The organism is Oceanospirillum beijerinckii DSM 7166 (genome assembly GCF_000422425.1).
Taxonomy (GTDB): domain Bacteria; phylum Pseudomonadota; class Gammaproteobacteria; order Pseudomonadales; family Halomonadaceae; genus Oceanospirillum; species Oceanospirillum beijerinckii.
Genome location: NZ_AULT01000045.1, coordinates 40,938 through 56,628 on the forward strand (window position 1 = coordinate 40,938; position 15,691 = coordinate 56,628).

The window sequence follows — 15,691 nt, forward strand, 5'->3', positions numbered from 1 at the left end:
ACAAATCGAAGAATATCGAAGTACTTTTTTAGAGTCTACTGATTCATATCGTTAAATGACGTACCGAAAGACCTTTATTTCTATATTTCGTTTGCGGTTGGAGCAGAATGCCGCAGTGATTTGAAATATTGGCTTGGGTGCCTGGTTATCAGCTAACAGGATATTTATGTATTTAATTGACTCTCACTGCCATCTTGATCGTTTAGATCTGACGGCTTATCAAGGCGATCTGGCTGGAGCGTTGGATGCTGCTCATGATAGAGGTATCAGTCACTTTTTAGCCGTAAGTGTAACTCTGGATGATGTTGCCGAGTTAAAAGATCTGGCCAGACAATATACATCAGTTTTTGCCTCAGCCGGTGTTCATCCATTGCAGGACTTACCTCATGAGCCGACTGTGGATGAGATTATCAAAGAAGCGGAAGATGATCTGATTGTGGCGGTTGGTGAAACAGGGCTGGATTATCACTATGCACCTGAAACTCATGAGCTTCAGCGTGAGCGCTTCCGCCGCCACCTGATAGCAGCGCAAGCTGTAGAGAAGCCGGTGATTATTCACACCCGGGAAGCCAAAGACGATACTCTGGCTATTTTGCGGAAATATGGCCCGGACGCTAAAGGTGTACTGCACTGTTTTACCGAAGATCTGGCCATGGCTCGTGAAGCGATAAGAATGGGCTATTACGTGTCTATCTCAGGCATTGTGACTTTCCGTAATGCAGATCAGGTCAGGGAGGTCGCCAAGGCTATTCCACTGGATTCTTTGTTGGTGGAAACCGATGCACCTTATTTGGCGCCGGTGCCGCATCGAGGGAAAAAGTGTGAGCCTCATCATGTACGCGATGTCGCTGAATTTATCGCAGATCTGCGTGGTATCTCTTACGATGAATTAGCGATGCAGACAACGGCTAACTTCTTCCGTTTATTTAAAGGTGCGGCGAAAACCAAGCAAGAGTAAATCACTCAAGTGCTGAATGGGCAACGGATCGCATTTCAAAGAGATAAATAAACAGGATCAGCAATAGATAAAGACGTTATGCCCTATCTGTAAAATGCCCAATGCTGGGTGCTCGGCGATTAGCGGTTGTAATTGTCCGCTTCTTCATATTGGGCATTTTTGTTTGTAGGTAGTGCTTTGTCTTGGTTGTTAACTTTCCCCTCTGCTGGGAGATTCATAGAAATCCGCATCGGTCTGGGCAGAAGGAATATAACCACTGGGCTCCTTATGCTCAGGTTGGTCATTGCTATTGTTTGGACCCCGAGCCGGAGTCGGTATATCTTCATCGGGATAGATATACAGGGCTTCCTCTTCGGTATTCAGAATACCCTTACCGTGCCAGGGGAGCAGACGATAATTGGAGTGGTCGGAGAAATCCATAAATGGGTATTTGATAATTTCAAAGTAGGGTGAGCAATCAAAATCCCGGGGCGTACACAGCTTGGGGTTGCGACGGAACAGCTGTACATCCTGATCATCGCCTTTTTTTACCAGGGGTAAAATGGGAAACTGAATAAAGCCAAAGGCTTCTGCAATCATAGTGGAGCATACCGTGCGAGTGGCATTGCCCGGATTATGTTCAAACAAGGTAGAGCGCCAGCGACGGGGCATTATCCACCAAGGGAATAGAAAGCGGGCCAGATCCAGGATCTGGCGTACATCATACTCCTTGCCCAGCTGGCTAACGGCATAATGGACCATCTGTTGGCTGTCTTTATGGGTCAGACCACGGGGGCGGCAGATACGAATATGGTCAAGTTGGTAACTGGCCAGATCCCGTATTACAGTACCCATCCCCAGTTCTGATTCCACAATCAGCTGGGTATCCGGTGGAAACGGAAAGAGTTCGGCAATAGTCTCCCGTAGTTCAGGGTCTTCAATATCATGTAAACGCCCCAAATAAAGCGCTGCATGAGACCAGGAACTTTGGGTGATCATCTTGATTACATCACTGACACGGGTTCTACCCTCAACCAGTAAGACGTCACAGGGGCGTATCTCATATTTAATACGCTCATAGTCACATAAAGGAAACTCAGGCGCAGATCTTTGCCCGGTTAACCAGTTAACGAGAGGGCGGGTAATTCGAGTGACTTTCATCTTATCCTCCTCGCGCTTGGCGTTGTACAGCGAAAATGAAGATTACATTTCCAGCCCTTTTATTCCTTCTGACTTTAAGCATAAGTTATTTTGTCAAAACTGGACAGTTGGCAGGGAAAATTGATTTTTATCAAGTTTCTCTACGTACCGTTTCCAAATTCACACTAGTGTCATACTTTTGGGGGGTTAGGAGAGTACACTGAGTTTGTGACATGAGAATTACTAAAATATTTAAGTGTTGGAGGGATTCGCCATGAAAACTTACCATGTCGAACAATTTGAAGTGATCGCACGCCCTGACTTCAACCGTGTTCTGTTACCTAAATTAGCTCCCGATTTTGACCTGAAAAATGCCCGTGTTTACGTGATGCCAAACGGTACTCTGAGCATCCAGAATCAGGATTGTGAGTTACGTTTTGATAATATCAGCGAAAGAAGCATTCAGTTTATTCGAGACGCGGGTGGGGTATCTGTTATGAACCCTAAGTGCACTGAACATCCTAAATTGGCCCATATCCCTCTTCAGCACTAAGGACGCAGGTAGATCTGAGAAGTTTGGCAGGTCTACCTGATCAGGTGTTATCCGCTCCAGCCTAATATCATCTTTCCAGAATATTCCTATTATCCGAAGCCACGGGCTAAGCTTTTCTATTGGTTTGCTTTAATAGACCGCATGTAAAGTTTCGTGTGACTCAATTTACCATCTTCGATCATAAAGTGTGACCAAAGAAAAGAATCTGGTCAAATAGTAGCTAGGTGTGTTATTATGTGCGCTGCAGCAAATGGGGTTGCGTCAACTGTAAATCTCTCTTTTACAGATCGAAAGCTCAGGCTCTCAACAGGTAGAAAAGTTATGGCGTTATCAGCAGTAGAAAAGCAAGCGAGAAAGGTTCAGGAGTTTCGCCAACGTGAAGCGAATATTCTTGATGCTGCTTTAGAGCTTTTTTTAGAGCACGGTGAAGATCGTGTAACCGTCGAGATGATTGCTGATCATGTAGGTATAGGTAAGGGCACGATTTATAAACACTTTAGAAGCAAGTCTGAAATCTATTTACGCCTTATGCTGGATTACGAGCGTGATTTAGCTGATTTGTTTCAGTCGCCTAAAATCTCTGAAGATAAAGAAGCATTATCCCGGGCTTACTTTGAATTCCGTATGCAGGATCCGGGAAAGTATCTGCTATTCTCCCGCCTGGAAGATAAGTTAACCAAATCATCCGGTGAACCTGAAATGCTCGAAGAGCTACACCGTTTCCGTGCGCGTAATCTTGAGAGTCTGACTGACTTGATTAAAGCGCGCATTGATGAGAATAAGCTGGAAGATGTACCGTCTTATTTTCATTACTGTGCTCATTGGGCATTAGTACATGGCGCTGCTGCTTTATATCAGTCGCGCTTTTTCCAGGAAGTGATTCAGGATAAAGAGGAATTTTTTACGTTCCTGATGGAAATTGGTGTTCGTATGGGGAACCGTGGCCAGCGTGGCCGTAACAGGGAAGAATAGAAGATACGTATTAAAAGCTAGCCCGCTTTTTCTGTGCCAGTGAAAAGGGTGTTCAATCTGGCTTCTTTCTATAGTGGTTTCTTTCACTGATTATTGCTATGCCCTGCTGTTCCGAGCGGGGCATAATTTTTTAGGCAACTCTCTGGCTTTTTGTCTGTCAAATATTCAGCTTTGCGTCAGAAGCGGGATGCGTACGTTACCCTATGACTGTTTTTAATGGCTGTCTTCTTTTATCTCGGTAGCTTTTTTATGGCAGGATCGACCCTCAGAGTCTAACAAGCGTTGTTAAGGTTTCCTTGTTATGTATATTGATGATCAATTTCCTATTCAGTATATCGATCCGGTATATCGTCCCCCCAGTGAAGCACGTTCTTTGATTTTACCTGTGACTAACGGCTGTAGTTGGAATAAGTGCTCCTTTTGTGAGATGTATACCGATACTCAGAAGAAGTTTGCTGCGCGCCCGGAGGAGCTGGTGTTAAGGGAGATACAGCAGGCTGGTGAGCAGTTAGCAGGAGTGCGCAGAGTATTTTTGGCAGATGGTGATGCAATGGTGTTATCGTTGAGAAGATTAACAACGATTCTGGAAGCTATTAATATTGCTTTTCCCGCTTTAAACAGAGTGTCTGCATACTGCTTACCCCGTAATATTGCCAAGAAAAGTGTTGAAGAACTAAAAATATTGAAAAATCTAGGTTTATCAATGCTTTATGTTGGTATTGAGTCAGGTGATGATGAAGTTCTTAAGCGAATTAATAAAGGTGAAACGGCTCAATCAACATATGACGCCGTGAACAAAATTCATCTTGCTGGTATTAAAACATCAGTCATGGTTTTAAATGGCTTGGGTGGTAAGCTTCTAAGTAAGCAGCATGCGCTGAACTCCGCTAAATTAATTAATCGCTTGCAGCCTGATTATTTGTCTACACTGGTTCTGACCTTTCACAAAGGACCCGAGCGTTTTAGCATGGCGTTTGGTGAGGGTTTTCAATCGCTTAATACCAATGAACTGTTTAATGAAATGTATACATTCGTTAGCGCTTTACAGTTAGAAAATACGATTTACCGCTCTGACCACATTTCGAATCGTTTGGCTCTCAAAGGCGTATTAGGTAAAGATAAGGAAAAGTTACTGGAGCAAATTCAATCAGCAATGAAACATCGACAAGGTTTCTCTGATATTAGGCTGCAGCAGATTTGATATGAAATGCTTATTTCGTTAAAACATTAATGTACTAATTCTTGTATTTTGTACGACTTAATATTAGTATCTAAAAATAGTTCGTGATGAATTATTTTCCCCACACAAAGTAAATACGAGTAATCAAAATGCTTATTAATGAATATCGTCAGAAAGAAAAGCTATTACGTCAACTGCAAGATGAGCTGACGGCCCTGGCAGAACGTGAAGACCTGAAAAAAGAGCTGGCCTTCAAGGAAGCTATTGAAGAAGTAATGGCAACTTACGATAAGACTGAAGCTGATGTAATGGAATTGTTCGGCAAGCCAGAAATTGAAGAACCAGTACAAAAGACTCGTCGTAAGCGTACTCCTACTAAATACAAAAACCCTGAGACAGGTGAGGTTATTGAAGTACGTGGTGGTCGTCAAAAGAATTATCAGGACTGGATCCAGCAGTACGGCAAAGAAACTGTTCAGGGTTGGAGGCTATAAGTGCAGGCAAGATCCAATTCAGTCGGCAGGTTTTAATTTTAAAAGACTCCTTCAATATCGACTGAAATCAAAAAAGCAGCTTCCAGCTGCTTTTTTTATGCCTGCAGAGACAGCTTAATTCGGATAAAATTCGGTTAAACTCTGATTTCTGAATTAGCACAGCGCTATGGGCAGTCCACTATGAGTAATTCCTTTTCCCCTTTGAATCTGGCTAAACAGATACAAGCTAATGCCGGCGAGCATGGTTTACCACCTATTCATCAATGGAGTCCTGAGTTCTGTGGCGACATAGATATGTCTATTGGTCGGGATGGCCAGTGGTACTATATGGGGTCGCCCATTGGTCGAGCATCGTTAGTGCGTATGTTTTCCACCATTCTTTTAAAGGAAGGTGAAAAATACTTTTTGGTGACTCCGGTAGAAAAGGTGGGTATCCAGGTAGAAGATACGCCCTTTATTATTACTCAGTTGGTTGAAGAACAAAGTGATACATTGGTTTTTCTCACGAATGTAGGCGATAAGGTGGTATTGGATAAAGAGCATCCGTTGAGAGTCGAAGTGAGCGAATCCGGTGAGCCACAGCCTTATCTGCTAGTGCGGGATAATCTGGAAGGGCGGTTGCATCGTAATCTTTTTTATCAGTTAGTTGAGCAGGCTGTTGAACAAGAAATTGATGGTATTAATCATTTAGGGATTTATAGTTCTGGCCAGTTTTGGTCCTTAGGTGAGATGCCGGAAGTTTAATGCAGCAGGTTGATCCAATATCGACACAGAATCCGTCTTATCAGGCCTTGCAGCCAATGTCAGATCAGGTTTCTAAACCAATAGCTGAAGTAGTACAGCAATCTGTGCTCCAGACCATACCGGAGTCGACATCAAGACGAATGCCTCAATTAACATCCCAACAACAACAGGTGATTAATCATCAGCAGGGTCATGCCCGCGTTATGGCTGTGGCGGGTTCAGGTAAAACCACGACTCTGGTTCACCGTGTGATGCAGTTATTGGCACAAGGCTTTCATCCCCGTCGTGTGCTGGTGCTGATGTATAATCGCTCTGCGAAGGACGACTTTACCAACAAGCTGATCCGTCGTGTGCAGGAGCAACCTAATTTTGTCAGTTTGCCTGATATTCGTACCTTTCATTCTATAGGGCATCGTCTATGCGAAAGCTTTTATCAGTGGGGAGTGCTGGGTAAGCGTAAGCTGGTAAAAGAAGGCTGGCCCTATGAGCGCCTGGTGCGTCAGGCCATCGTACAGGCGTTAGGTCATGTGGATGAGCAGGCTCGCCGTAAGGCGTTGGATAAGGACCATCTGGAAGCCTTTCTGCAGTTTGTCGAGCGCGTTAAAGCGGACCTGATCCCCCCGGCAGAACAATTCAAACAGCTGAAATTACCCTCCGACCAAAAATACTTTATTGAAGCCTTTGATCAGCTTGAGCAATTGATGGCCAATGAGGGAGTGATGACTTTCTCGGATCTGATCTATCGTCCGGCCATGGCGATGCTGAGTCAACCTGAACTGGAACAACGGGTCAGCAATCACTTAGACCATGTCATTGTGGATGAGTATCAGGATATCAACAGTATCCAGCAGTATCTGCTGAATATTCTGGCCGGTGATCGAGCTCAGGTAATGGTTGTTGGCGATGTGGATCAGTGTATCTACGAGTGGCGTGGAGCTAGACCTGAGTTTATGCTGGGGCAGTTTGAGCAAAGCTATCCCGGTTGCACGACCTATTCGCTCAGTTACTCTTTCCGCTACGGTCATACCCTGGCATTAGCGGCTAACCATGTGATCAGCGAGAACCGCCTGCGTGAGCCTCAGCTGTGTCTGGCGACACCACAGCACCCGGATACAGGTATCGCGACTTTTTCTCAGCTGTCGGAGCTGCTGGAGCCGTTACAGCAGGCATTAAGTCAAAGCGGCTCCGACCAATGTGCCGTACTGGTGCGCAGCTGGGCTCTAAGCATGCCGCTGCAGCTGATCTTCCTGCAGCAGCAGATCCCTTTTCGTTTGATGCAGCAGGGGCACTTTGTTTTTAATCAACCCCTGGTGACTCAGTATCTGGCTTATCTGGAGCTGGTTACTCTACCGGCTAATCAAGCGATTCCTGCTGAAACATTAAACGCCTGTTTGTCCTTCCCACTGCTGTTTTTATCGCAACAGGAACAGCAAAACATTATTCGTTTGGTCGAAGCGGAGGGCTTAGACCCTGAACAGGTAACCAAGCGGATCGCGCTAAAGCCCTACGCCCTGAAACGACTGAAAAAGCGTTTACAGTTGTTGTTGCAGTTACAACGCCAGTCCGATGAGCAACCTGTAGGCCCTGTCGCGCTCAAGATCCTATTGGAAACTGATGCCTACGAGCTGATAGAGAAAGCTGCTGCGACCCGTGATCAGGCAGAAGAGCGTAAGCGCACCTTGCAGGCGTTGGTTAATTATATTCGTCAACAAAGGGTGAGCGTCGGCCAGTGTCTGGAGCAGATTCAGGTGCAGAAGCTATCCGGAGCCAGCCTGACCTCCGATCAGGGTATTATGATCACTACGGTGCATGGGGCGAAAGGCCTGGAGTGGGATACGGTCATTCTTGCAGGTTTAACCGAGGGTAGCTTCCCCTGCTATCAGAATCTGGCGGACTTTCAGGACAAAGAGGAAGAGAGCGAGCGCCGACTATTCTATGTCGCTCTGACCCGGGCGAAAAAACAGCTGTTCCTGATTTCAGATAATGGCCTCAATGAAGAAGGCAAAAAGAAAAGCAGTCGCTTTCTTGCTGAGATGGCACTGGAAGATTGCTTAAAGACTCTACAGTGCATTAAACAGCCCGAAAGTGCCAATGCGATCAGTGTCAGTAAACCCAATATAGTGCTGCCTTACTTGAGTGCTCAGGGGATCCAATTGGATGTTCAACAGGATGAAGGAGCAGATCGGCCAACGGCTAAAGAAACGATGGCTGATCACCTGAAGATTGGAGACCATATCGAACATAAGATTTTTGGCAGAGGGATGATTACACGGATAGAACGTGGTCAGGGCACACGTATCGATGTTGATTTTGGTAAGGAAGGGCAAAGGCTATTATTAGCAGAGCGAGCACCGATTCGCCTGTTACGTGACTGAGTTAACATTAATGTTGTGATCAATCAGTTAAAAAGTGCTTCGTCAGAGTGGTGCAGGTAAAAATAATACGGGTTAAAGAGTGATGGGGCTTAAGAGTACTGCCAGGCATATTTTTCCATTATGAACTATTTAGCCCATGCCTTTTTGGCTCAACAGCAAAGTGAAGCCTATAAGTTGGGCAACTTAATGGCAGACCATATCAAAGGCCCGCCAGAAAACTGTCTGCTTTATATTGATGGTTTAAGCCCTGATCAGCAGCAAGAGGTATTGGACGGTATTCGTTACCACCGCCATATCGATCGTACTGTGGATCATCTGCCCGAGGTGGTTGCTCTTAGAACTCAGTTTCTGCCTGAATATCGTCGTTATGCGGGTATTGTGTTGGATATGGCCTGGGATTATTTACTGGCGAAAAATTGGTCGCAATATTCTGATCAGCCCCTGGCCGCATTTGCTCAGCAAGAGTATCAGTGGTTACAGCAAAGTAAAGGGCTGCAGCCGCCTTCTATGCGTCATATGATGGGTTATATGGTGCGCAATAATTGGTTTGTCTCATATCAGCAGTTATCGGGCATCGAACGTGCTTTAAAAGGCTTATCAATCCGGATCAAACGACAGAACAGTTTGGATCAAGCGGCCAGTGAAATCCCACGTTTAGAGACAAAGTTGGTGGCGGTTTTCCCCGAGCTGATCAATCATTTAATTAAGCAGCCCTTTGTGTTGAATGTCTCAGAGAGAGGCTGAATAAAGCAGCGCAGAGTAAAACAATAACAAATTGAATATGAAACGATAACGATGCGTACAAACACCAGTCAGCGTTTTTTAAAAATGGCTTATCCTGTTGTGGTCATCATGATGATCAGCATTGGTCTGTTGGCCTGGAGTTTATACCATAGCCGTATTAAGCAAACTGAAATAGTGGCCCAGTTATCAGAACGGGCTATGGCCTCATCGTTACTTGAAGCGGATAAAGCGCTTAATCTGATTGCTCTGGATTATGCGTATTGGGATGAAACCATTAAGTTTTATCATAACCCTGATCCAGATTGGGCTAAAAAACAGATCGGCCTTTATCTCAATGAGACGTTTAATCTGAGTGCCACTTTGTTGCTGAACCAAAATAATAAAGTCGTCTGGCAATATCAACATGACTTAGGTTTGCCGTTAGCTGCGGTAGAGAAGACGCTATTGGACTCTGGGTTAATGTCGCAACTATCCCAACATTGGGAGTCGGTGCCACCCAAAGTACTGTCCAGTTATATGATTTTGGGACAGGAGGTTTACTCGTTTCATGCCGCGTTGTTAACTTCCGATGAGGAGGGTGCTCAGGCTAAACCCCATGATCGGGTCGCCTTGATACTATTGCGGCGCATTGATCAGGCTTACCTGGATACCCTGGCGGAAAAACGTCAGCTTGAAGGCTTACGTTTAGAACAGGTTACGTCATTATCCGGCCATGATCATAGGGCACCGATGGCGCAGACCGTGATTGAAGGGCATCTGCCCTTGAGGGATCTGCAGGGGAATATGGTTGCGTTGTTATCCTGGTATCCTGAATATCGCCTGGCTGATGTCTACCGAGAGATGAGACCGTGGTTGCTGGCTTTTATTATTATCTCGGGTAGCTGCTTCCTCTGGTATGTCCGTCGTGTGCGTCAGGTTGCCAGAATACTGGATAATGAGATTTTGCGTCGCCAGCAGGCCGAAGTGGAGTTGGAACAGCATCAGCGTCATCTGGAGCAGTTGGTTGAGGAGCGTACCGACGCTTTATACGAGGCTTTGCAGAAAGCCCAGGCGGCCAATGAGGCGAAATCCCGTTTCACAGCAGGGATGAGCCATGAGATGCGTACGCCACTGAATGCGATTATTGGCTTTGCTCAGATTCTGGAGCTGGATCTTGAAGATAAGGGGCAGTTGGAGAGCCTGCAGGAAATCCTGAAAGCTGGAACTCATTTGCGTGGTATGGTAGATCAGATTCTGAATTTGACTGAGCTGGATTCGGTTGACGCAGGAAATAAAGAGATTCAGCGTGAGCCGTCTGCCATTCTGCTTTCTGTATTGAATACTTTCGAACAGGCCTGCGGGAAAAAGGGACTAAAGTTCTCAGTTGATGAACCAGAGCAAGTCAAGCTTATTGCTGTGTCTGATAGCCTGTTAGAAAATGCTCTATCCGCTCTATTGGATAATGCCTTGAATTACACCCTGGAAGGTCAGGTCGATATATCGGTCTCGATGGATGAGCGGTACTTAATAATTGAGATTTGTGATACCGGTTTAGGTATAAAACCGACTCAGCGTGAGAAACTCTTCCAACCGTTTACCCGATTACATTTTGATCGTTTACCCAATGTGGAAGGAGTGGGGTTGAGCCTGTTTATGATTCAAAAACAGCTGGAGCAATATAGAGCAAGTATTGAATATCAGAGCCGGGAACCAGTAGAGGGTAGTTGTTTCCGCCTAAGGCTGCCTCTGGTGTAATACCAATCCAGATAAGTTGTTGTTGGTCGGAAAAGCTGCAAGGCGCCTTCCGACAATCATCGGATATCAGAGTCAATGTCGGATGGCGCTTCGCTTATCCAACCTACCCTGATATCAAGAAACTTATCGGGAATGGTATAAGTGCTAATCTGGTTCAGAATGAGACAAGAACAATAAAAAAGGGAAGCGGCATTGGCTTCCCTTTTTATATTGCACCGCAGATATCTTTGGTCGATTACATATTTGGCGCTTTTACATATTTGGGCTGTTACATATTTGGATAGTTAGGACCACCGGCACCCTCTGGCGTTACCCAGGTGATGTTCTGTGATGGGTCTTTAATATCACAGGTCTTACAGTGTACACAGTTCTGTGAGTTGATCTGGAACCGGTCGTTACCGGTTTCCTCATCTTTCACCACTTCATATACGCCTGCAGGACAGAAACGTTGTGCTGGCTCAGCCCATTTCGGCAGATTCACCTGCAGAGGAATGCTGTCATCGGTCAGCTTCAGGTGACATGGCTGGTCTTCTTCATGGTTGGTGTTCGACAGGAACACAGAAGACAGCTTGTCGAAGCTGATCACACCATCCGGCTTAGGATAGTTGATCTCACTGAAGTCTGAAGCCGGTTTCAGCTGAGCGTAATCTTCTTCAGTATCGTGCAGCGTCACAGGGATGCTGAAGATATTCTGATCGATAAAGTTAAACGCACCGCCCAGCATAGGACCAAACTTGTGCATCGCCGGACCAAAGTTACGGCTGTCGTACAGCTCTTTAAACGCCCAGGACTGTTCCCAGGTGCTGGTGAATGCTGTCAGATCCTGACCACCTTCATCGCCAGCTTTCACTGCCTCAAAGATGGTTTCCGCAGCGATCATACCGGACTTCATCGCGGTATGGGTGCCCTTGATCTTGGAGAAGTTCAGGGTGCCTGCGTCGCAACCGACCATGATACCGCCAGGGAAGGTCATCTTAGGCAGACAGTTATAACCGCCTTTCGTGATCGCACGGGCACCATAAGAGACACGCTTACCACCTTCCAGATACTGTTTCAGTTCTGGGTGGTGCTTCATACGCTGGAACTCATCAAATGGGCTTAGGTATGGGTTGTCGTAGTTCAGATCGGTGATCAGACCCACAACCACCTGGTTGTTTTCGGCGTGATACAGGAAGAAACCACCACTGGCGCCATTTTCAGTCAGTGGCCAGCCGGAACCGTGTACTACCAGACCAGGCTTGTGTTTCGCCGGATCGATATCCCACAGCTCTTTAATACCGATACCGTAGTGCTGGGCATCTTTACCTTCGTCCAGGCTGAACTGCTTGATCAGCTGCTTACCCAGATGACCACGGCTACCTTCAGAGAAGATGGTGTACTTAGCACGCAGCTCCATACCCGGCATAAACATACCCGGTTTTTCACTACCGTCTTCGGCCACACCCATATCACCGGTAATCACACCTTTGACGACGCCATCTTCGATCAGTGGCTCAGCCGCAGCAAAACCCGGGAAGATCTCTACGCCCAGTTCTTCTGCCTGTTGGCCCAGCCAACGACAGACATTACCCAGAGAGACAATATAGTTGCCTTCATTGTGCATGGATTTAGGCACAATGGAGTTCGGGAAAGTTTTGCTGCCGGTTTCGCTTTTCAGCATCACAATCTGATCTTCAGTCACTTCCGTGATCAGCGGTGCTTCTTTTTCTTTCCAGTCAGGAATCAGTTCATTCAGGGCTGACGGCTCAATTACCGCACCGGACAGAATATGGGCACCCACTTCTGAACCTTTTTCAACAACACAAACCGTCAGCTCCTGGCTGGCTTCGTTTGCTTGCTGCATCAGTCGAATGGCAGCTGAAAGGCCGGAAGGGCCGGCGCCGACGATGACTACGTCGAACTCCATCGCTTCTCTTTCCACGATAATCTCCTCAAACAGCTCTAGGCGTTTAATAGTTCTTTTATTTGCTTATCATTTAAAACGGTCGTTTGCTTTTGGTCAACCCTTAATTTTCCCAAGCCGGAAGTCTTCTACACTTCAGGAAGTGTTAATAAGGGAAGGGCAGGGGAGTCAGGTTGTACCGTATTCGTTTTAGGCGGCATTTTATAACGCCCTATAACGCAGTGCAGCAAGTATATAGTCAAAACTGTGACCAGTCAGTTTAGAATAGAATTTGACCTAAACTGAAAAAATAGTCATTATGTTTTTACGAACACAGCAAACGCTTGTTTGAAACGAATTCTGATATGTCAGATCTGTTGAGCAACCCCAAAACCGATCAGATCTGATATGTCTCATTATTATGCAGTTGGTGTTTATTGATTGAGTCGTGGCTGACCGGGTCAGCACATTTAATTTAGCTCACTGCAAACAACTCGTCACAGATAGTAAAGAACGAGGAATCTATGAAGGTATTAGTTGCTGTCAAACGAGTCATTGACTACAACGTTAAGATTCGTGTTAAAGCGGACAACTCTGACGTTGATCTGACCAATGTTAAAATGGCGATGAACCCATTCTGCGAAATCGCAGTGGAAGAAGCGGTTCGTCTGAAAGAGAAGGGTGTTGCCAGCGAAATCGTAGTGGTTTCCATTGGTCCTAAAGAAGCTCAGGAGCAGCTGCGTACTGCACTGGCTCTGGGTGCTGATCGCGCCATTCTGGTTGAAACTGCCGATAAAGTAGATTCTCTGGGCGTGGCTAAGATTCTGGCTAAGGTTGTTGAAGAAGAGCAGCCAGGCATGGTCATCATGGGTAAACAGTCCATCGATTCCGATAACAACCAAACTGGTCAGATGCTGGGTGCGCTGACTGGCATGCCTCAGGGTACTTTCGCTTCTGAAGTGGTTGTAGACGGCGAGTCTGTTAATGTTACTCGTGAAATCGACGGCGGTCTGCAAACTGTTGCACTGAACCTGCCTGCGATCGTAACCACTGACCTGCGTCTGAACGAGCCACGTTATGCTTCTCTGCCTAACATCATGAAAGCAAAACGTAAGCCTCTGGATACTAAGACTCCAGCGGATCTGGGTGTTGATGTGGCGTCTAAAGTGAAAACCCTGAAAGTTGAGCCACCTGCCGAGCGCAGCGCGGGTATCAAAGTGGGCAGCGTAGACGAGCTGGTAGAAAAACTGAAAAACGAAGCGAAGGTGATCTAACATGAGTATCTTAGTCGTAGCTGATCACAGTAATGCCGCTCTGGTTGGCGCAACTGCAAACACTGTAACCGCTGCTCAGCAGATTGGTGGTGATATCACTGTTCTGGTTGCGGGTAGCAACTGTGGCGCAGCTGCTGAAGAAGCAGCCAAGCTGAGTGGTGTAAGCAAAGTTATTGTTGCAGACAATGCTGCATATGAGCACCTGCTGGCTGAGAACGTTTCTCTGCTGGTAGCTGACCTGGGTAAAGATTTTACTCACATCCTGGCACCTGCCACTTCTAACGGTAAGAACATCCTGCCTCGCGTAGCGGCTCTGCTGGATGTGGCTCAGATCTCTGACATCATCGCAGTAGAATCTGCAGACACGTTTAAGCGTCCTATCTACGCAGGTAACGCGATTGCCACCGTTCAGTCTGAAGATGCGATCAAAGTGATCACTGTACGTGGTACTGGTTTTGACGCAGCAGCAGCAGCGGATGGTTCTGCAGCGGTTGAAGCTCTGGACAACGCTCAGAATGCTGAGAAATCTGCATTTGTGGGTGAAGAGCTGGCGAAATCTGATCGTCCAGAACTGACTGCGGCTAAAGTTGTGATCTCTGGTGGTCGCGGCATGGGCAACGGTGAGAACTTCGAACTGCTGAACAAGGTGGCTGACAAGCTGGGTGCTGCTGTAGGTGCATCCCGTGCAGCGGTTGACGCAGGCTTCGTACCGAACGATATGCAGGTGGGTCAGACCGGTAAGATCGTTGCTCCTGAGCTGTACATCGCAGTGGGTATCTCCGGTGCGATCCAGCACCTGGCGGGTATGAAAGACTCTAAAGTGATCGTAGCGATCAACAAAGACGAAGAAGCACCTATCTTCCAGGTGGCTGATTACGGTCTGGTGGGAGATCTGTTCGCGGCATTGCCTGAGCTGGAAGGCAAGCTGTAAGCTATTCTTTACAGCTAAGGCGATTTCAATCGCGTTGATCAGTAGAGCGAGTTATCTCTACTGATCAGATCTAGAAACGCCTTATGGGATTTTTAATCTTATAAGGCGTTTTTTGTATCCTGGATGGATGGCTTAGCACTCAGTTGGCGTAACATTAAAAACACCCCCAGCCCGCTCGCACCAAGTACCATGGTCATAATCATAATCTGATAGCGTACAGCGATGAGAGGAGATACGCCGGATAAAATCTGTCCCGTCATCATACCTGGCAAAGAAACGATACCTAAAGCAAGCATGCTATTGATCTGAGGAATCATCGCCGTATGGAAAGCCGTTATTCGTGCTTCAGCAATGGATTTCTGTTTATGGCGTTCGGCAAGAAAACGCTCTGCAGCTAAACTAATCGCATTCATTGTATTTGCTAGTAGTCCATCAGTCTTATAAATTAGGATAAAGGCGTTTTAACTTAATTCGGGCATCTTCCGTTGTAAAACGCCAGTCCACTCTTTGTTTTCCCCGGTTTCTCTCTTCAACCCAGCTACTTACCTCACGCTCGACTGTTTCAATATCTGGCAATCGTCTGTCCAGACATTGCCGTGCTAATACACTGAACTCACACTCTGCCATATTCAGCCAGCTACCATGCTTTGGTGTATAAACAAACTCCAGTTTATCCAACAAAGCCCTTGCCACTTCGGGTTTGAATGCTTTGTAAAGTGATGCGCCTGTAT

Annotated in this window: 15 protein-coding genes; 11 read left to right on the top strand and 4 right to left on the bottom strand. The window is 46.4% G+C overall.

The window, feature by feature from the left end; all coding sequences use genetic code 11:
• Positions 1-166 precede the first annotated feature (166 nt).
• A complete protein-coding gene (locus tag H579_RS0113800) occupies positions 167-958 on the top strand; it encodes a TatD family hydrolase (protein WP_036566314.1) in 792 nt (263 codons plus the stop codon).
• A gap of 189 nt (positions 959-1,147) precedes the next feature.
• Here the strand turns inward: H579_RS0113800 and H579_RS25655 are convergent, their stop codons facing one another.
• Positions 1,148-2,098 (bottom strand): YiiX/YebB-like N1pC/P60 family cysteine hydrolase, encoded by a 951-nt coding sequence (locus H579_RS25655; RefSeq protein WP_084624133.1) that lies wholly within the window; start codon positions 2,096-2,098, stop codon positions 1,148-1,150.
• A gap of 253 nt (positions 2,099-2,351) precedes the next feature.
• Between H579_RS25655 and H579_RS0113810 the strand changes: the two genes are divergently transcribed.
• From H579_RS0113810 to H579_RS0113845, 8 genes are all read left to right on the top strand, one after another.
• Positions 2,352-2,630, top strand: coding sequence for a hypothetical protein (locus H579_RS0113810; protein WP_028301179.1), 279 nt, complete (start codon positions 2,352-2,354; stop codon positions 2,628-2,630).
• 321 nt (positions 2,631-2,951) lie between these two features.
• A complete protein-coding gene (locus H579_RS0113815) occupies positions 2,952-3,602 on the top strand; it encodes a TetR/AcrR family transcriptional regulator (protein ID WP_028301180.1) in 651 nt (216 codons plus the stop codon).
• 301 nt (positions 3,603-3,903) lie between these two features.
• On the top strand, positions 3,904-4,803 hold the full coding sequence (locus H579_RS0113820; RefSeq protein WP_028301181.1) for a radical SAM protein: 900 nt from the start codon (positions 3,904-3,906) through the stop codon (positions 4,801-4,803).
• Positions 4,804-4,931: 128 nt separating this feature from the next.
• Positions 4,932-5,276 carry a histone-like nucleoid-structuring protein, MvaT/MvaU family gene (locus tag H579_RS0113825; protein ID WP_036566315.1) on the top strand — a complete coding sequence of 115 codons (345 nt, stop codon included), beginning with the start codon at positions 4,932-4,934 and terminating at the stop codon, positions 5,274-5,276.
• Positions 5,277-5,456: 180 nt separating this feature from the next.
• Positions 5,457-6,020: a DUF1285 domain-containing protein gene (locus H579_RS0113830; protein WP_028301183.1), complete on the top strand. Its 564-nt coding sequence runs from the start codon at positions 5,457-5,459 to the stop codon at positions 6,018-6,020.
• Positions 6,021-6,160: 140 nt separating this feature from the next.
• Positions 6,161-8,395, top strand: coding sequence for an ATP-dependent helicase (locus H579_RS0113835; RefSeq protein ID WP_028301184.1), 2,235 nt, complete (start codon positions 6,161-6,163; stop codon positions 8,393-8,395).
• Between the two features lie 120 nt (positions 8,396-8,515).
• The gene (locus H579_RS0113840) at positions 8,516-9,139 is read left to right on the top strand and encodes an acyl carrier protein phosphodiesterase (protein WP_028301185.1); all 624 of its coding nucleotides are present in this window, start codon (positions 8,516-8,518) and stop codon (positions 9,137-9,139) included.
• Positions 9,140-9,190: 51 nt separating this feature from the next.
• Positions 9,191-10,873, top strand: coding sequence for a sensor histidine kinase (locus H579_RS0113845; RefSeq protein ID WP_028301186.1), 1,683 nt, complete (start codon positions 9,191-9,193; stop codon positions 10,871-10,873).
• Positions 10,874-11,141: 268 nt separating this feature from the next.
• Here H579_RS0113845 and H579_RS0113850 read toward each other — a convergent pair whose 3' ends face one another.
• Positions 11,142-12,779, bottom strand: a complete 1,638-nt coding sequence (locus H579_RS0113850) for an electron transfer flavoprotein-ubiquinone oxidoreductase (protein ID WP_211224720.1) — start codon at positions 12,777-12,779, stop codon at positions 11,142-11,144.
• Between the two features lie 500 nt (positions 12,780-13,279).
• Between H579_RS0113850 and H579_RS0113855 the strand changes: the two genes are divergently transcribed.
• Complete coding sequence (locus tag H579_RS0113855; RefSeq protein ID WP_028301188.1) at positions 13,280-14,029, top strand: electron transfer flavoprotein subunit beta/FixA family protein; 750 nt, start codon at positions 13,280-13,282, stop codon at positions 14,027-14,029.
• Position 14,030: 1 nt separating this feature from the next.
• Positions 14,031-14,960, top strand: coding sequence for an electron transfer flavoprotein subunit alpha/FixB family protein (locus H579_RS0113860; protein ID WP_028301189.1), 930 nt, complete (start codon positions 14,031-14,033; stop codon positions 14,958-14,960).
• 98 nt (positions 14,961-15,058) lie between these two features.
• On the opposite strand, the gene H579_RS25660 is transcribed toward H579_RS0113860, so the two are convergent.
• Both H579_RS25660 and H579_RS0113870 read right to left on the bottom strand, forming a co-directional pair.
• Complete coding sequence (locus H579_RS25660; protein ID WP_084624135.1) at positions 15,059-15,373, bottom strand: ABC transporter permease; 315 nt, start codon at positions 15,371-15,373, stop codon at positions 15,059-15,061.
• 25 nt (positions 15,374-15,398) lie between these two features.
• A partial coding sequence (locus tag H579_RS0113870) for a transposase (protein WP_028301190.1) occupies positions 15,399-15,691 on the bottom strand: 293 nt, incomplete at its 5' end.